Raw genomic sequence first — 16,304 nt, 5'->3', positions numbered from 1 at the left:
CCACGGCCGCGACTGACGTTTCCTCACGACCCGACCAACGAGCAGACAAGCCGACGGTCACTTGATCAACAACTTCTGTTAGGACCTCTAAGTGCTGCCGGAAACCGCCGACAAATGTTGTCCGCTCCCACCTACGAAACCACCCGCGGGACGCTGGACGAAGAGCGTGTCGAGCAGCTGGAGCGCCTCGGCATGGTGTGTTCGCACTACGACGTCGCATGGGAGGAGGGCCTGGCTGCCGTTCGAGGGTGGGTCGCCGGACACGGGCACGCTCTCGCCCCGCTCGATGCCACGCACCAGGGTTACAAGGCTGGGACCTTTCTCAAGAACGCCAGGGCCGCCGCTCGGAAGGCTACCGAGATCGAGCAGCGGCGTGCCGAGGGGCTCCCGGTCGGGTCGTCGGCCGGCGCCTTGTCGGAGGAGCGGCGCGAGCAGCTGGAGGAGATCGCCCCGTCGTGGTGCCCGGCCTGGCCGGTGGAGTGGCAGCGCTGCTTCCACCTCACCCGGCTGCACCTCGAGCAGGGCGGCGAACTGCCCACCAAGCCGGGCACAGTGCTGGTGCAGTCCGAGGACCTCGGGCGTTGGGTACGCGCCCAGCGTCTGGGCTGGGACAAGCTCACAGGCGTCCAGCAGTGGATGTGCGAAAACATCCTCGGCATCCACCCCGCAACCGAGCACGAGAAACCCAAACCGCGGACCAGCCAGGCCGACAAATGGGCCGCCAACCTGGCCGCCGCCCGGCAGTTCTACCAACGCGAAGGCCACCTCCAGGTGCCCAGGAAGCACATCGAGACGATCGTCGTCCGCGGCGAGGACGGCGAGGACCAGGAGATCCGAGACCTCCGACTGGGGCATGGATCAGCAACCAGCGCTCGCGCGCCGCGACACTCTCCCCCGAACGCATCGAACAACTCTCCGCCATCGGCATGCGCTGGACCTGACCGCTCTGTTATGGGCGCTTTCGCTGTAGCGGGCGCTGTCGTGCAGGGCGAGCGTAGCCGCGGCATTGTCGTAGTCACGGGGGCGGGCGGTGGCGAGCTGCTGAAGGGACGCTCCGGTAGCCTTCGGTGAGGAACCCCCCGTCGTTGGCGGCCGCGAGGACCTCCACCAAGGGCTCGGTCTCCGGATACGGGCCGCCAGGACCGAGGCCCCGACCTCACAGCAGGGTGAGTCCCGCCTCTGACCTGACCGTCACACCGAAGCTCCCCCGTCGGAGGGTTCGATGCGGATCACGATGGATTTGGTCACCGGCGTGTTACTGGTGTCGGCCGTGGAGTCCAGGGCGACCAGCACGTTCGTCTCCGGGTAGTAGGCGGCGGCGCAGCCGCGCGGCGTCGGATAGCGGACGGCGCGGAAGCCGGGGGCGCGGCGTTCACCGTCCGGGTTGACGCTGATCAGATCGACCAGGTCGCCGTCGTGGAGGTGGAGGTCGCGGAGGTCCTTCCGGTTGAGGAAGACGACCCGCCGTCCTCCCTTGATGCCGCGGTAACGGTCGTCGAGGCCGTAGACGGTGGTGTTGAACTGGTCGTGCGACCGTACCGTCGTCAGCAGCAGGTGTCCCGGCGGAACTTCGGGCGCGGTCGGTGGGTTGACCGTGAACTGCGCCTTGCCGGTCGACGTGGGAAAGGTGCGGGAGTCGCGCGGTGCCCGGGGGAGCATGAAGCCGCCGGGCTGCCGGACGCGCTCCTCGTATGCGTGGAATCCGGGGCAGACGTGCTCGATGTGGCGGCGGATCACGGCGTAGTCGTCGCGCATGCCGCGCCAGCCGAGGTCGTCGCCGAAGAGCGCGTGCCCGAGGTCGGCGACGATCGCGACCTCGCTGCGCAGGTGTGGTGATCCCGGAAGGAGCCGTCCGTGCGACGAGTGCACCATGGCCATCGTGTCCTCGACCGTCACGAACTGCTCACCGGAGGCCTGCCGGTCGCGCTCGGTGCGGCCGAGGCAGGGCAGAAGCAACGCCTCGGTGCCGTGGCACAGATGGGACCGGTTCAGCTTGGTCGCGACGTGGACGGTGAGGGCGCAGTTGGCCAGCGCGGTCTCCGTGACCTGCGTGTCCGGCGTGGCCGCGGCGAAGTTGCCGCCGAGGCCCATGAACACGTCGACCTCACCGTCGCGCATGGCCTTGATCGAGCCGACGGTGTCCAGGCCGTGGGCACGGGGCGGATCGAACCCGAACTCGTCGCGGAGCCTGTCCAGGAACGGTTGCGGCATCCTCTCCCAGATGCCCATGCTGCGGTCGCCCTGGACGTTGCTGTGCCCACGGATCGGGGCGGGCCCGGCACCGGGGCGCCCGATATTGCCGCGCAACAGGAGGAAGTTGACGATCTCGCGGATGGTTGCCACGGCGTTGCGGTGCTGGGTGAGGCCCATCGCCCAGCAGACGATGACGCTGTCCGCGGCGAGCACGTCGGCCGCGCAGTCCTCGATCAGGCGGCGGGGCAGGCCGGCCATCGTCTCGATCTGCGACCAGTCCAGGGCACGCCATGCCGTGGCGGCCGCTTCGAAGCCGTCGCAGTACCGGTCGATGAAGTCGTGGTCGAGCACGGAGCCCGGCTGGGAGTCCTCCCGGTCGACCAGGGTACGGTTCAGGCCCGCGAAAAGGGCCAGATCGCCGTTGATGCGCACCGGGAGCCAGCGGTCGGCGAGCTGCGTGCCCGGGCCGACCAGGCCGCGCGCCGTCTGTGGGTTGTGATAGCGGCCGAACCCGGCTTCGGGGAGCGGGTTGGCTGCGATGATGCAGGCGCCGCGCCGCTTGGCCTGTTCGAGCGCGCTGAGCATGCGGGGGTGGCAGGTGCCGGGATTCTGGCCCACGATGATGATCAAGTCCGCGTAATCGGTGATGTCGGAGATCGCGATGAGACCTTTTCCGACGCCGATGGTCGCGCTCAGGGCCTCGCCGCTCGACTCGTGGCACATGTTCGAGCAGTCGGGCAGATTGTTCGTGCCGAGCCTGCGCGCCAGCAACTGGTAGAGAAAGGCAGCCTCGTTGCTCGTCCGGCCGCTGGTGTAGAAGACGGCACGGTTCGGATCGGCGAGGCCGAGCAGGCGATCGGCGGTGAGGGCGAGCGCGTCCTCCCACGAAATGGGCGCGTAGTGCGTCGCGCCGGGGGCGAGGTGCATCGGCTGGGCCAGCCGGCCCTGCGACTCCAGCCAGTGACCGTCCCGCTCCCGCAGGTCAGCGACGGAGTGCTCGGCGAAGAACGCCGCGTCGACGCGTTTGCGCGTGGCCTCCCACGCGACGGCCTTCGCGCCGTTCTCGCAGAACTCCGCGATCTTCCGGTGGTCGGGATCGGGGTCGCCCCACGCACAGCTCGGACAGTCGAAACCGTCGACGTGGTTCACCTTCAACAGCGTCTGCAGACTCCGCTTCGGCCCCATTTCGGCCATGGAATACCGCGCGGATTCGGTGATGCCGTGAATTCCGACGCTAACCTTCTCGGGTCCTGACGAGGTCACATCCGATACGGACGGGTTGATCGGTTTATCAGCCATGACTGCCTCTTTGCCCTATACGTGGACTATCGTATGCGAGAGCAAAGTCGACCGCAGCCGTCGCCTCACTCCGAGCAATTCGCGGCCGTCAGAACAGCCAGTCTTCTACCGGGCGTATCGGGGCAAACTGCAGCCAGGTCCGGGACCCTCACCTGACATCGACGAAGTCGCCTGCTGCCGTGGACGGGCGGCCTGGTCGGAACCGCAGTGGTGCTTCACGTCGTAGACCCGGTGCCGACGAGACCGACCGCGCCGGTGCCCTTGGTGCCGGGGGCGATGACGGCGACCAGGCCATCGACGGGCACCGCTTGTCGATGCCTGTCGCGCTGAACATCCCCGCCGCGAGATCGTCGATGCGATCCGCTACGTCGTCGACACCGGCTGCAAATGGCGGGCCCTGCCTGCGGATTTCCCGCCCTGGCGCACAGTCTGGGGGTTCATTGCCCGCTGGGCGGCCGCCGGGATCATCGGCCAGGTCCGTGATCACTTAGCGGGACGGATCCGCCGTGACATGGGCAGAGGCCCCCGGGCGGTGGCCACCGTGATCGACTCCCAGAGCGTGAAGGCCGCCGAGACCGTCTCCAAGGCAACCCGGGGCTACGACGCGGGAAAAAGATCAACGGTCGCAAGCGCCACCTGGTCGTCGACACCCGTGGCCTGCCCCTCATGGTCATGGTCACCCCCGCCGACCTGCACGACTCAGCCGCGGCCAAGGAAGTCCTGTTCCGCCTCCGCCTGATGCACCCTGAGATCACGATCGTGTGGGCCGACTCTGCCTGCGCCGGGCAGCTCGTCGACTGGGCGAAACAGCACCTCAACCTCACGATCAAGCCGGTCAGCCGTCCCAAGGACGCCTCCGGCTTCGTCGTGCTGCCCCGCCGCTGGGTCGTCGAGAGGTCGCGTGGCGTGGATGATGCAACGCCCGCCGCCACGCAAGGGACTACGAACGGCTCATTCAACACGCCGAAACCCTGATCACCTGGGCCGCCATCACCCTGATGACTAGGCGCCTGGCCCGCAAAGGTGCCACCCCCAGCTGGCAGAGGAAACCGGCGTCTGCCGGGGGCTGACCGCCCCACGTCCCTAGGGGTTATCGCTGAGGTGAGCCAAGAGGGGCCTGGAGACGAGGGGGTGCGCAACGTTCATCTGCGGCACCTCGAGCATCGCGCCTGGCTCACCGCTACGACGTGTCCACTCACCGGGTGCTGCGGTCCCCGGCGCACAGTGCGTGGTCGATCAGGGCGCTGGCCGCGTTCTCCTGCTCCATTATGTGATCCAGGGTGTCGCCGCGTGCCTCGGACATGGAGACCACCGCGCTTCGCCTGCCGTCGTCGGTGACTCCGTTGAGGGTGATGTAACCGCCGTCCCCGCCTTCATGGCTCCAGTAGATTCCTCCGCAGCTCAGGGGGCGTTCGACCAACCCGAGCCCGTATCGGCCGCCGGGCCACAGCTTTTGGACCTCCGCGCTCACGGGGACGGTCTGCTTCATCTCTGCCAGCTGCCGTGCCGGTAGCAGGCGGCCGTCGAGCAGCGCGCGGAAGAAGCGGTTCTCATCCCGAGTGGTCGTGACCCACGACAGGTTCGCGTAGTCCACCGGTATCTGGTCGGTGACATCCACCCGGGACCCGGGGCCGAAGAGCTGGTAGGCCTGGGCATGGGGCTGGGGCAGGGTGGGCGAGGTGCCCATCCACCGGGTCTGGTCGAGGCCGAGCCAGCGCAGGATGCGGTTCTCGATCTCATGACGGGCGGGGTGCCCGGTGGCCTTGTGGATGATCATGTCGAGCAGGACGTAGCCGGTGTTGGAGTACTTCCAGCCCTCGCCGGGCGGGAAGTCCGGCTTGTGGGCCATGGCGAGGTCGAGCAGCTGCTTGGGTTCGTAGACGTTGTGGCGCTGCTGGTAGTACTCCTCCGGGGTCGTGTATCCGGGCAGGGCGTCGTGGATACCGCTGGTGTGCTGGAGCAGTTGGCGGATGGTGATCTGGCTGCCGTCGTTGCCGTTACTCCGCACCACACCAGGCAGCCAGTGGTCGACCGTGTCGTTCAGGGACAGCCTGCCCTCGGCCTCGAGCTGGAGGACCACAGTGGCGACCAACGTCTTGGACGTGCTGGCCATGCGGAAGTAGCCGTCGGCAGGGACCGGGCGGCCGGTGTTCAAATCGGCGGTGCCGCTGGTGGTGACCGACTGCCGACCGTCAGACGCAATGACGCGGGCCTGCACACCGCTGACACCGAGGGCGTGGATCGCCTCGGTATCCCGGCTTAACTGCTCCACAAGGGAGGGACCGGCAGGCTGGGCGACGGAGGTGCCCAGCTCTGCGGCGAGCAGCGTAACGACACCGATTGCCATAGCGAGATGCTTTCGCAGAGTCGAAGTCATGGCCGAACGCTAGTTTTGCCCCAACGGAGGCGCGATCCGGCTCACCCCAAGATCAGAACAGGGGATAACCCCCCAGCGCGGGCCGCCGCAAGTCTGGCGTCGACCTGCCGGGCACAGTGTGACGGTTCTCAACCCAACCGACACCGCCAGGGCACCCGAACGAGCCCCCAGACCCCTTAGTCCTGTTCCTGAACCTCGGGTTTAGGTAGCTTTGGGCTCTAGCCTGGCTTGGTGCCCGAGGGCGCCAAGGATGCCGTAGCGCGGGTGTGCGAGAGCTCTGGACGGTTGAGGCCGGGTGCTCCAGCTCGTGCGAGATTCTGTTCGGCGGCCTGTCGGGCCAGGCAGTGGCGCCGGGACGGGCGGTCCGCGTTCCCGGCTCTCCCACTCTCCCATGGCAGATTTCGTCAACAGGACGGCTCTCCGTTGTCTGCAGACATCCGCCACGGCGCGAACGCGTGCTACTGGCCTGGGCCGCCACCCTGGGTGGTGCCAGGGCCGGTTTGTGAGAGGCGGACCATGGCGCGGTAGAGGGCGGTGGGCGCTGGGGCTTCGGGCAGCGGGGGGATCGGTGCGCCGGGCGCGGCGTAGGAGCGGATCATGTGGCCGACGAGGCGGCGCCAGGTGTCGGGGGCGGCGTCGCCGGTGGCGGTGACGACTCCGGCGTTGGCGATGAGCAGGATGACGACGTCCTGGTGAGTGAAGTCCTCGCGCAGGTGCCCGGTGTCCTTGGCGCGGGTGATGAGTTCGAGCAGCCGGTCGTACGCCTCGGCGCGGCGGGCCTCCAGCGCCTTGGCGGCGGGAAAGGTCATGGTCAGGACGTCGGCGAAGCCTCGGTCGGCGGCCTGCATGGCGCAGACGGCGTGGAGGTAGCCGATGAAGCCGTGCCAGGGGTCGGGGTCGTCCAGGGCTTCGGCGACGGCGTCGGCGTAGGCGTCCATGCGGTCGGCGAAGACCGCGTTGACGAGTTCCTCCTGGGTGGCGAAGCGCCGGCCGAGCGTGGCTTTGCCGACGCCTGCCTCGCGGGCGACGGAGGCCATGGAGACGCCGAGTCCTTCGGTGGCGTATAGGCGGCGGGCGGCGGCCAGGATGCGGCAGCGGTTGCGTTCGGCGTCGGCGCGCAGTCCCGTGCCGGGCTGCTGGCCTGGCGTCTGGTCGGAAGGTGGCGAGGTCATGCCCCCACTCTACCCAAGTGGAACGGGTGGCCCGGTTCTGCTGTACGGTGTGCGACAGCGGAAGTGGGACGACCGGCCCACTTAATTGAAAGGATCTTGTCATGCGTGCTGTCGCGCTCGAATCCGTCCCCTCGGCCCCGGCCGTGACCGAGGTGGACACTCCCCGCCCGGAGGCCGGGGAACTGCTGGTCAAGGTGGCCGCCGCCTCGTTGAACGGCATCGACATCGCCACCGCCGCCGGCTACACGCAAGGGTTTATGGAGCACCGGTTCCCGCTGGTCCTCGGCCAGGACTTCGCGGGCACCGTAGAGGCGCTCGGTGAGGGCGTGGAGGGCTTCGCGGCCGGCGACGCGGTCTTCGGCGTCGTGCTGAAGCCGTACCTGGGCGCCGGGTCGCTGGCCCAGTACGTCACCGTGCCCGCCGGACACGGAGTCGCCCGCATCCCGGCGGGCCTGACGGTGGAGGACGCGGGCGCGCTGGGCGTGGCCGGGGCCACCGCCCTGGTGAGCCTGGACGCGGTGGCCCTGGCCGAGGGCGGGACGGTGCTGATCTCCGGGGCCGGCGGCGGGGTGGGTTCGCTGGCGGTGCAGCTCGCCGCCGCCCGCGGCGCGAAGGTGATCGCGACCGCCCGTCCCGGCATGCAGACCGACTTCGTCGCCGGCCTGACCGGCACGGAGGTCCACGTGGTCGACTTCACCGGTGACCTTCAGGGACAGGTCCGCGCGATCGCCCCGGACGGTGTGGACGCGGTGCTGCACCTGGCGGGCGACGGCCCGGCGCTGGCCGCGCTGCTGCGGCCGGGCGGACAGCTCGCCTCCACCACCGGCCTGCCCCAGGACGACGTCAAGGGGCACGACGTCACCGTCCACACGATCATGGCCAACCCCGACGCCCGGATCCTGACCGCGCTGGCCGAGCAGGTCGCCTCCCGCGCACTGCGCGTGCCGGTCACCGCCACCTACCCGCTGGAGCAGGCCACGGAGGCGTTCGCCGCCTTCGGCGCCAGCACCCCGGGCAAGATCACCGTCTCCTGCTCCTGACACACGTCCAAGGGAAGAGAAACCACCGTGCCCACTATCGCCATCGTCGGCGCCGGCCCCGGTATGGGCCTGGCCATCGCACGTACCTTCGGCAGCCGCGGCTTCGACGTCGCCCTGCTCTCCCGCACCAAGGAGAAGCTTCAGACGCTGGTCGGCCAACTCGGCCAGGAAGGCATCACCGCGGAGGCGTTCACCGCCGATGTCCTGGACCGGCCCTCCCTGACCGCCGCCCTGGACGCCGTGAAGGCCCGCTTCGGCGGCATCGACGTACTGGAGTACTCGCCGGCCCCGCACTTCCCGACGCCCGGCCTCACCCTGGTCGCCCCCTCCGAGGTCACGGCGGACAATCTGCAGCCGCAGATCGAATACGTCTTCTACGGCGCCGTCGCCGCCGCGCGCACGGTGCTGCCCGCGATGCGCGAGGCGGGCGCCGGCACCCTGCTGTTCACCAGCGGCGGCGGTTCGGTCGATCCCGTTCCCATGCTCGGCAACGTCAACGCCGCCGGCGCGGCCCTGCGCAACTGGGTGATCAACCTGAACAAGGAGCTGGCCGACAGCGGTGTGCACGCCGCACACGTGGCCATCAACGTGTGGATCGGCGACGGCGGCCCGGAGGGCTTCCCGACAGCCGCGGCCGAGAAGATCGCCCCCGTCTACTGGGACCTGCACGAAAACCGCGACCGCTCCGAGGCCGTCTTCAACGCCTGACCGTCCGGCCCGCCCACCCCGCTGTCGGGAGGGGGCATCCGCTCCCTCCCTCCGTCCCCTCTGTCAAGGAATCCGTACGTGAACGTCTTGTTGTGGACAGCCCAGGCCGTGCTGGCCGCCATGTTCGCCATAGCCGGCGTCATGAAGTCCACCCAGCCCAAGGACAAGCTGGTCGGCCAGCTGCCCTGGACGGCCGACTTCTCCCAGGGCACCGTCCGCCTCATCGGCATCGTGGAGTTCGCCGCGGCCCTGGGGCTCATACTGCCCGCGGCCACCGGCATCGCCCCCGTGCTGACCCCGCTGGCCGCCACCGGCCTGGCCGTGGTGATGGTGCTGGCCGCGACGACCCACGCCCGCCGCAAGGAACCCGGCGCGATCGCCTTCAACGCCGTCCTGCTGATCCTGGCCGCCCTGGTGGCCTGGGGGCGCTTCGGCCCGTACAGCTTCTGACCCCCGGACCGGCCCGCCAACGACACGGCCCTGCACCAACATCCCCAGGCTCCCCCGCCTCCCGCAGGTCCCCGAGAGGAACAGGAACAGGTACTCAGCTTGTCGTTCAACGTCCGCCGTCGAGCGAGCCTCGGACATGATCGGTGCTTGCATGCTGCTGGATCATGAGACTGACTCATTCGAGGCACCCTCTGTATGGGTTGCGATGGCTTTTGTCCGGCTGTCGAACAAGAGCCGGAGGGCCTCCTGGATGGCTTCGCGATCCACATGATCCTCCTGTGTCAGAAGCAGACGGGCTCCCGCTTCGACCTCAGCCCATGCCAATCGGCTGCGCCGGTTTTCGGCGCGTCTGACATCGCTGCGGAGGAAGCCCGCCCCTGCTGAGAGTCCGGCAGAGATGAGGGCCAGCACTGCCGCAGGGACACGGGCATCCGGCGAAGCCAGCCCGGCAGCTCCGGAGAGGCCAGCAAGAACTGCAGCGGGAAAGCCCAGCACAATGTCGATGACACCCCAAAAGCGCACGCGTTGGTGGGCAGCGCGTCCTCGACGCTCCGCTTCAGTAAGCAGACGTTCGACTTCGGTCCGAACAGGCGTCACGTGTCCCTGCGAGTCACCTTGATGCTGCGTGTCGTCTCCAGCCACGGGCCTAAGGATCCCACCGACGTATGCGTGGTCGATGACAAGCCGACACGTCTATCCAGTGCGGCGCGGTTTCGTGCCCTTCTTATGGTGGGCAGGCGGCTGTATGCCTCGCCGGTCGCGAGGACTCTGCCCACGTCATGACGGGTGGCTGGGCGGCAGTTCTTCGCACCTGCTGGCCGGCCGGGCCCGGGACGAGACGGTTTCGGTGCACCGGCCGGAGAGCCGGTCTTCGTGCACAAGTTCCTGAACCCCCTGCGAACACGGGCGGGTGTAAGCCTGCTCGGCCCGGTCGGCCTCTCCCAGGGGCACCGGAGGTCGGTGGCCAGTGGCCAGTGGCCGGGCAAGCCGGAGCTGGCATAGGCAGCGATCACCAGCCACGTCCACCGGTCAGCCGCCCCTGAGCTGCGAAGCCGGGGCTTGGTCGTCCAAGCCGTCGCCACCATGCACAACCTCGGCCTGGCTGGGTGAAACAGCAGGTCAAGCACAACTCCGGCCTGCCCGCCACCAAGCCTTCTGCAACACCCTTCAGAGCGTGTCTCTTTGATGGTTGGTCAGTTGATCGGATGTGTCTGTCCGATTAGTGATCACTACGGTCCAGCCAATGTCGTCGACGGCATCCGCTGAGGCGAGGACGGCGGCGAATATCTTCTCCCACGTGCCGTGGACGGCCCACCTGATCAGCCGCTCATGGGCCGTCTGGTACGAGCCGAGCTCCTCGGGGAGTTCCCGCCAGGGCGAGTTGGTGCGGTACTTCCACGCGGTGGCCTCGAGCGTGCCGCGGTGATCGGCCCAGCGCCGTCCCCGGACCGGATCGGCTGGCATGAGCGGCTCGATCCGGGGTTTTCCCCATTTTTCAGGCGTAGGCGGTGGTGTTCGGGGATCCTGTCGAGGTACCTCTGAAAACCACGGTAAGGAGACCCCCAGTGCGCCGCCCCACCCGGAAAGCCTTCGCCGCCCTCATCGCCGCAGCCGGCCTCGCCCTCCCCCTCCTCACCCCCACACCCGCCTCGGCTGCCACCACCACCAGCCGCTTCGCGAACTACCGCTACGGTGACTGCCTGCGCGAGACCTCCGAAACCGGCCTCAAGGGCGACCGCTGCACCACCGGACGCGGCAGCCTCCTGTGGCAGTGGAACGGCCGCCTCAACACCAACACCACTCTCAAGAACAACTACTGGGGCCGCTGCCTCGACAGCAATGACCGAGGCGACGTCTACCCCCTGCGCTGTAACGGCGGCTCATACCAGAAGTGGCGCACCGTCCAGCCCGCCCCCCGCAGCGCCATCATGCTCCAAAGCGTCGGCACGGGCCTCTGCCTCTACCAGCAGGACAACGGCTACTACCGCACTGCCCGCTGCGACCGAAACGCCCAGAACCAGCGCTTCACCGTCGGCTGAACGGATCTCTCGACCGCTTCAAGATGCCGCCGGGCGAGCAGCTCTTCTTTTGCGCGAGGCCGGAAGGCGGTCCGTTGGCCGCGGTGGTGATGACCTTGAACGGGGTGTTCTTCCCGTCGCAGACCAGCTGGTGTTTACTGCCCGTCTTTGCGCGGTCGACCGGTGACGGGCCGGTCGCCTCGCCCCCTTTTTTTCGCGCGGATGTGGGTCCTGGAGCGGCTTGAGCACCGCCGCGTGGAAGCCCGACAGATCGACCGAGTCCGTCAGGTCGGCGTCTTCGGACTCGCCGGCCTCCTGATCCTCAGTCCGATCCTCGTCCTCGAACTCGTCCTCGTCAGCCTCCCCATCCTCACCCATAGCCATATGCCCCCACGCCCCCGGTGCGCGCTCAGCAGGCATTTTTGCCCGGCTGGTTGCGACGGCTCCTGCCGTCGTGGCGCGGTGGCCTGGAGGTGTGTCACGAGGGCTGAGGCGAGTGCAGCGGGCCGTGCTGGCGTACGTGCGCAGCGAGCCCGCAGGGCGCAGCGACATCGACAGCACCCCGCTGACCGCCTCGGTCACCGGCCTCGCCCGCGTCGTCTACGGCGTCGGGCAGCCGGCGACTCCACCGTCCGCAGCCTCATCCGCCGAGCTTGGACCACCCACCGCTGGGAGAGCCGCCCCCGGCGCTGCCCATGACTGATCACCAATTCACCAGGGCACGGGCGTTCCGTCCCAGGAGAAGAAGCCACTGGTTGGGCCGTCGTCCGGCAGCAGGGCCAGGCGGAGGGCACCGTGGGCGGCCCCGGCCGGGTCGTCGCCGGCAGCGGCGGCCCCGGGGGTGAGATCGGTGGCCCGCAGGCCGGGGGCGAGCGCGTTGACCTTGAAGCCGTCCTCGGCCAGCGTCTGGGCGTACAAGACGGTGAGGGCGTTGAGGGCGGCCTTGGACGACCGGTAGGCGGCGGCGCCACCGCTTCCCGGGGTGAACTTTGGATTGGGGTTCGTACTCCAGGTCAGCGACGCGGTGCCACTGGAGATGTTGACGATGCGCGGGTGCGGGGACCGGCGCAGGGCGGGCAGGAAGGCATTGGTCACCGCCGCCACCCCGAACACGTTGGTCTCGTATGCGCGCCGGAACTCCTCGACGCCGGTGTCGGCCGGCGGGGCCAGCGATGGTGCGATGCCGGCGTTGTTGACCAACACGTCCAGGCGGTCCACCTGAGCCGCGGCCTGGGCGATGCCGTCGGGATCCGTCACGTCGAGGACCAGCAGCCGGGCGCCGGCGCCGATCTCCTCGACGGCCCGCTGTCCGCGCCCCGGGTCGCGGGAGCCCACGTACACGGTGAGGCCCTCAGCGGCGAGGAGCCGGGCGATGTGCTTGCCGATGCCCTTGTTGGCACCGGTGACCAGAGCTGTGCGATCGTTCATGGCAACTACGGTCCTCTGGCGGTGGGCGCCCTGCCAGGGACAACCTGTACCAGGCAGGCGGCGGGAGGCGGCATGGCGCGGCAGGAACTGGCCCGCTTCCTGCGGGACCGCCGGGCGGGCCTGCGCCCGCACGAGATCGGCCTGACGACGACGGGCACCGGCCGCCGCACGCCTGGCCTGCGCCGCGAAGAGGTGGCGGACCTCGCCCACATGTCGGTCGACTATTACACGCGCCTGGAGCAGGCCCGCGGACCGCGGCCGTCGGCCCGGATCCTGGACGCGCTGGCTCAGGCGCTGCGGCTCACCCCGGCCGAGCGCAGCCACCTGTTCCGCCTGGCGGGATCGAGCGCGCCGCCCGGCAGCAACGTTGTGCGGCGGGTACGCCCGCACGTGGTCCGGATGCTGGAGCGACTGCCGCAGACCGCTGCCATCGTCACCGACGCGGCGTACGGCGTCGTCGCCTGGAACCCCCTGGCCCAGGCACTGCTCGGCGGCGACCTCGCAGACGGGACGACAAACCTGGCCCGGCGCCGCTTCCTAGGTCAGGGACGGATGTACGAAGGCGCGAGCGCCGAGGAGTTCGGGCACATCGTGGTGGCGCGGCTGCGCCGGGCCGCCGACCGCTACCCGCAGGACCCGCAGCTGACCGCCCTGCTGGCCGAACTGCACGCCAGCAGCGAGGAGTTCCGGAAGATCTGGCAGCTACGTCCGGTCCACGCTCCCGGGCACCGCACCAAGACCTTCGACCACCCGGAAGCCGGCACGCTGCGCTTGAACTGTGACGTCCTGCTCGTACCCGAGGAAGACCAAGAAGTCGTCCTGATCACGGCCGACCCCGGATCACCTGCCTCGCGGGCCCTGCACAGGCTGGCCAGGCAGACGACCTGAAACGCAAGACGCGCGCAGGTTTCCCGCGATGTCGTGGAGATGTTCCTCGACCACTACGGCACCCTCGCGGAAGCCGACCGGCAGCTGTGGGGGGCCACCGCGCACGGCTGACACCTGTAACCCCGTGCCGCTGCCCCGGCCGGCCGACGACTACCCCAGATACGACGTCGAGGTCACCGAACTGCGCGTACGGCGGGCCCTGACCGACGAAGAACACGCCCGGCCGAACACCGGGCCCCGGCCTTCCTCCAGCCCTACGTCACCGCCGCCCCGGCCGCGCGCCAGGGCGGCTGAAGTGCCGTCGTGGCCGACGCCCGCCCCGACCTGCTGCACGGCGCACCGCCGGGACCGGCCCCGGCCCCGGCGGGCCCGCATCAGGGCCAGACGGTGTCAGCCCCGCGCCGGAGATCCGGCCCGTCGGGCAGGGCACGGACGACCTTGTCGGCGGGCACCGTGACACCGGAGGACTGCATCAGCAGCCGCATGTGACCGACGCCGGGCAGCGGGTGAAGTGCCACCTGTTCGTCTTCCGGCTGGCCTACTCGGGCAGGGCGGTGCGCCGGGTCTCGCGCCCATGCGGGCAGCAGGCGTTCTTCGAGGCCCCCTTGATTGAGACCGGCACCGCGTCCTGCCGCCCGGCCCGCACCAAGGCGGACCGGCACAACGGGACGCCGTCGGAAACGACCGCTCAACATCAGACGCGATCAGACGACAGGGTCAGCCGTCGTTACGGAGCATGCTGAGGATGTGGGGCCAGGCAGCCGCCCCCAAGAGCGCGTCCGCTTCGGGCGTGCCTCCGTACAGGAATCGCGGGGATGGCGATGCGGGGCTCTCGCCTGGAAGCCGCGGGCGGTGGCCGGCATGGTGGCGGGCGACCAGACGCACGGTGGTCCCGGCTGAGCGCCGGCGCCTGGCCAGTTGTTCGGCGAAGGGAAGGGACGGCCACATCGCGTCGTCCCCGCCTGCGACCAGCAGGAGGTCAGCCCGTGACCTGTCCACGGGGATCTCCGCTGCAGGGAGCAGGTGCGCGAAGGTCAGCTCACTGCGTTCGTACCATCCACGGATGGCGACCGGCCCGCTGCCTGGCTCTGCGGGAGTCCAGGCATCATCCAGCGGGATGAAAGGCAGCGCCTGCCCTCGCCACGTCCAGGACGATCGATAGGGGTGCTGCACTCCGTCACGGCCTGGTCCGACGTTGCACCAGACGAAAGATGTCGGCGACAGCGCGATGACCACGTCCACGCGAGGATCGTGCACCGCTGTGAGCAGAGCTGCCTCAGCCCCCTTCGAGAAGCCCAGGATGCCGATGCGTTCCGCCCCATCCGCTTGCAGCAAGTCCACGGCGGCGGTGAAAGTCTCCAGGGGAATCTCGCAGATTCCCGGGGCCTGCCCCGGCCCGCCGAACCACCGGATCGACAAGGCCGCCATGCCCTGCTCGGCGAGGATGCGTGCTCTCTCCCGATCGACGCGCCCGCTGGAACCCGCCAGAACCAGAACACCGATGTCGCTGCCGCGGGCGGGAGCGACCAAAACGCCTTCCCAGGGATCGGTCAGCTCACGCTCGACGACATCCACCTGGCCCCCTGTCAGTCCGCCTCAACGCCTCAGCTCAACCTACGTCCCCGAAGTGCTGGTGGAACCACAGCCAGGCACCCCCTGACACGCGACGCGCGCTGTCGTCGAGCAGCACAACTCCACATGCCGGGCCCCGACGATGTCCTTCCGCCTCGCGGCCCGTCATGCAGCCGGGATCAGACAAGGCCAGCAGTGGCGGCGAGCCAGCAGGCGAGTTGCTCCATGGCCTCGGGGACGGCTTCCGCGAGCCCGCCGGCGAACGGCAGGTCCTCGGGGAGGGAGCCTGCGGTGCTGTTGGCGAGGGCCTGAAGGAGCAGGGCGTGAGCGGGCACCCGCTGCCGCAGAGCTTCTCAGGCCGCCGCCCGGACATCAGGCTCGGCGAGGACTCCGGAGCCGGCGGCCAGGGCCGGAGCCAGCAGCGCCTGCGCCTGGCCGGTGGCGCAGTGGGGGGGTGTCGATCCACCGCGCCCCGGAGGCGGCCGCACGGGCAGCCGCCTCCGGGATCACCCGTCACCGGCAGGTGCCCACAGCGAGCTGCGTGGTCACAGCAGGCTCCCCACCCGGCAGCGGACAGAGCCACGATGTCCTCGCCGACCTCCCGCACTGCGCGGGCGGTGGTCAGCCGCACCCGCAGGTGCGGATCGACGGACACGCGGACGACGTACGGCAGGCTCGGCACCATGCGGCCGACGGCCTGGCCCTCCATCGCCGCGGCGTACCGGGCGAGCAGCACCGGGTCGTCCAAGCAGTTCGGCGAGCCGCTTGCGCATCCGGTCCGGCCCACCGCGCAGAGCTGACCTCCCCGCCCTTCCGGCGCGGACATCCGCACCGCGGGGCTACTTGACGGGTCACATGGCAACACAGGCCCGACCACCCGTGGTGTGGGTGGCACGCCCGAGTGGAAACGACGGACTCGACGCCAGATGATCCAGAGTCTTGAGACCGAAGATCCACCTGGAGCCGCGTCCGCGTGCGATCTTCCCTGTTCAGCCTTCTCGCACGCCACCTTGGGGAGGCGTTCGTTGTGTCGCAGGGCGAGGACTCACCGATGACCAACGGCCCTAAGAGGTCCTAACAGAAGTTGTTGATCAAGTGACCGTCGGCTTGTCTGCTCGTTGGTCGGGTCGTGAGGAAACGTCAGTCGCGGCCGTGGATC

At 69.3% G+C, this 16,304-nt stretch carries 15 protein-coding genes and 2 pseudogenes; 8 read left to right on the top strand and 9 right to left on the bottom strand.

What is annotated here, in order from left to right:
- Positions 1-1,071: helicase associated domain-containing protein (locus ACH4G3_RS42180; protein WP_397629463.1), on the top strand; the 1,071-nt coding region annotated here is incomplete at its 5' end.
- 120 nt (positions 1,072-1,191) lie between these two features.
- On the opposite strand, the gene ACH4G3_RS42175 is transcribed toward ACH4G3_RS42180, so the two are convergent.
- Positions 1,192-3,492: an FdhF/YdeP family oxidoreductase gene (locus ACH4G3_RS42175; RefSeq protein ID WP_397629462.1), complete on the bottom strand. Its 2,301-nt coding sequence runs from the start codon at positions 3,490-3,492 to the stop codon at positions 1,192-1,194.
- 328 nt (positions 3,493-3,820) lie between these two features.
- Here ACH4G3_RS42175 and ACH4G3_RS42170 point away from each other — a divergent pair.
- Positions 3,821-4,544: pseudogene (locus ACH4G3_RS42170) on the top strand (IS5 family transposase); the annotation flags it as partial.
- A 143-nt stretch (positions 4,545-4,687) separates the two neighbouring features.
- On the opposite strand, the gene ACH4G3_RS42165 reads toward ACH4G3_RS42170, so the two are convergent.
- Together ACH4G3_RS42165 and ACH4G3_RS42160 are read right to left on the bottom strand one after the other, a co-directional pair.
- Positions 4,688-5,839 (bottom strand): serine hydrolase domain-containing protein, encoded by a 1,152-nt coding sequence (locus ACH4G3_RS42165; protein ID WP_397629461.1) that lies wholly within the window; start codon positions 5,837-5,839, stop codon positions 4,688-4,690.
- 488 nt (positions 5,840-6,327) lie between these two features.
- Positions 6,328-7,041 (bottom strand): TetR/AcrR family transcriptional regulator, encoded by a 714-nt coding sequence (locus tag ACH4G3_RS42160; protein WP_397629460.1) that lies wholly within the window; start codon positions 7,039-7,041, stop codon positions 6,328-6,330.
- Between the two features lie 101 nt (positions 7,042-7,142).
- On the opposite strand from ACH4G3_RS42160, the gene ACH4G3_RS42155 reads away from it, so the two are divergent.
- The 3 genes from ACH4G3_RS42155 (at position 7,143) to ACH4G3_RS42145 (ending at position 9,239) form a co-directional block, all read left to right on the top strand.
- Positions 7,143-8,081, top strand: coding sequence for an NADP-dependent oxidoreductase (locus ACH4G3_RS42155; RefSeq protein WP_397629459.1), 939 nt, complete (start codon positions 7,143-7,145; stop codon positions 8,079-8,081).
- Positions 8,082-8,108: 27 nt separating this feature from the next.
- A complete protein-coding gene (locus tag ACH4G3_RS42150) occupies positions 8,109-8,789 on the top strand; it encodes an SDR family NAD(P)-dependent oxidoreductase (RefSeq protein WP_397629458.1) in 681 nt (226 codons plus the stop codon).
- A 78-nt stretch (positions 8,790-8,867) separates the two neighbouring features.
- Positions 8,868-9,239, top strand: coding sequence for a DoxX family protein (locus tag ACH4G3_RS42145; RefSeq protein WP_397629457.1), 372 nt, complete (start codon positions 8,868-8,870; stop codon positions 9,237-9,239).
- Between the two features lie 162 nt (positions 9,240-9,401).
- Here ACH4G3_RS42145 and ACH4G3_RS42140 read toward each other — a convergent pair whose 3' ends face one another.
- Positions 9,402-9,881, bottom strand: coding sequence for a hypothetical protein (locus tag ACH4G3_RS42140; protein ID WP_397629456.1), 480 nt, complete (start codon positions 9,879-9,881; stop codon positions 9,402-9,404).
- A 582-nt stretch (positions 9,882-10,463) separates the two neighbouring features.
- Positions 10,464-10,715, bottom strand: a pseudogene (locus ACH4G3_RS42135) (transposase); the annotation flags it as partial.
- A gap of 89 nt (positions 10,716-10,804) precedes the next feature.
- Between ACH4G3_RS42135 and ACH4G3_RS42130 the strand changes: the two are divergent.
- A complete protein-coding gene (locus tag ACH4G3_RS42130; protein WP_397629455.1) occupies positions 10,805-11,278 on the top strand; it encodes an RICIN domain-containing protein in 474 nt (157 codons plus the stop codon).
- 690 nt (positions 11,279-11,968) lie between these two features.
- On the opposite strand, the gene ACH4G3_RS42125 is transcribed toward ACH4G3_RS42130, so the two are convergent.
- Positions 11,969-12,685, bottom strand: coding sequence for an SDR family oxidoreductase (locus tag ACH4G3_RS42125; RefSeq protein ID WP_397629454.1), 717 nt, complete (start codon positions 12,683-12,685; stop codon positions 11,969-11,971).
- Between the two features lie 72 nt (positions 12,686-12,757).
- Here ACH4G3_RS42125 and ACH4G3_RS42120 point away from each other — a divergent pair, with 72 nt between their 5' ends.
- The gene (locus tag ACH4G3_RS42120) at positions 12,758-13,573 is read left to right on the top strand and encodes a helix-turn-helix transcriptional regulator (RefSeq protein ID WP_397629453.1); all 816 of its coding nucleotides are present in this window, start codon (positions 12,758-12,760) and stop codon (positions 13,571-13,573) included.
- 374 nt (positions 13,574-13,947) lie between these two features.
- On the opposite strand, the gene ACH4G3_RS42115 is transcribed toward ACH4G3_RS42120, so the two are convergent.
- The 3 genes from ACH4G3_RS42115 to ACH4G3_RS42105 all read right to left on the bottom strand — a co-directional run bounded on the left by ACH4G3_RS42115 (position 13,948) and on the right by ACH4G3_RS42105 (position 15,480).
- The gene (locus ACH4G3_RS42115; protein WP_397629452.1) at positions 13,948-14,091 is read right to left on the bottom strand and encodes a hypothetical protein; all 144 of its coding nucleotides are present in this window, start codon (positions 14,089-14,091) and stop codon (positions 13,948-13,950) included.
- 199 nt (positions 14,092-14,290) lie between these two features.
- Complete coding sequence (locus ACH4G3_RS42110) at positions 14,291-15,148, bottom strand: acyl-CoA thioester hydrolase/BAAT C-terminal domain-containing protein (RefSeq protein WP_397629451.1); 858 nt, start codon at positions 15,146-15,148, stop codon at positions 14,291-14,293.
- A gap of 176 nt (positions 15,149-15,324) precedes the next feature.
- Positions 15,325-15,480 carry a hypothetical protein gene (locus ACH4G3_RS42105; protein ID WP_397629450.1) on the bottom strand — a complete coding sequence of 52 codons (156 nt, stop codon included), beginning with the start codon at positions 15,478-15,480 and terminating at the stop codon, positions 15,325-15,327.
- Positions 15,481-15,729: 249 nt separating this feature from the next.
- Between ACH4G3_RS42105 and ACH4G3_RS42100 the strand changes: the two genes are divergently transcribed.
- Entirely contained in the window at positions 15,730-15,945 is a 216-nt protein-coding gene (locus ACH4G3_RS42100) for a hypothetical protein (protein WP_397629449.1), read from the top strand.
- Positions 15,946-16,304 lie beyond the last annotated feature (359 nt).

It is taken from the genome of Streptomyces afghaniensis, assembly GCF_044327915.1.
In the GTDB taxonomy this organism is placed as follows: Bacteria; Actinomycetota; Actinomycetes; order Streptomycetales; family Streptomycetaceae; genus Streptomyces; species Streptomyces afghaniensis.
Note: the sequence above shows the minus strand (reverse complement) of the source record. Positions and strands in the feature narration are given on the sequence as shown.

What these genes read in the sequence shown, in the direction of transcription:
- ACH4G3_RS42100 (WP_397629449.1), top strand. Translation starts at nt 15,730, where the DNA reads ATGTCCTCGCCGACCTCCCGCACTGCGCGGGCGGTGGTCAGCCGCACC.
- ACH4G3_RS42125 (WP_397629454.1), bottom strand. Translation starts at nt 12,685, where the DNA reads ATGAACGATCGCACAGCTCTGGTCACCGGTGCCAACAAGGGCATCGGC.
- ACH4G3_RS42120 (WP_397629453.1), top strand. Translation starts at nt 12,758, where the DNA reads ATGGCGCGGCAGGAACTGGCCCGCTTCCTGCGGGACCGCCGGGCGGGC.
- ACH4G3_RS42160 (WP_397629460.1), bottom strand. Translation starts at nt 7,041, where the DNA reads ATGACCTCGCCACCTTCCGACCAGACGCCAGGCCAGCAGCCCGGCACG.
- ACH4G3_RS42155 (WP_397629459.1), top strand. Translation starts at nt 7,143, where the DNA reads ATGCGTGCTGTCGCGCTCGAATCCGTCCCCTCGGCCCCGGCCGTGACC.
- ACH4G3_RS42175 (WP_397629462.1), bottom strand. Translation starts at nt 3,492, where the DNA reads ATGGCTGATAAACCGATCAACCCGTCCGTATCGGATGTGACCTCGTCA.
- ACH4G3_RS42165 (WP_397629461.1), bottom strand. Translation starts at nt 5,839, where the DNA reads ATGGCAATCGGTGTCGTTACGCTGCTCGCCGCAGAGCTGGGCACCTCC.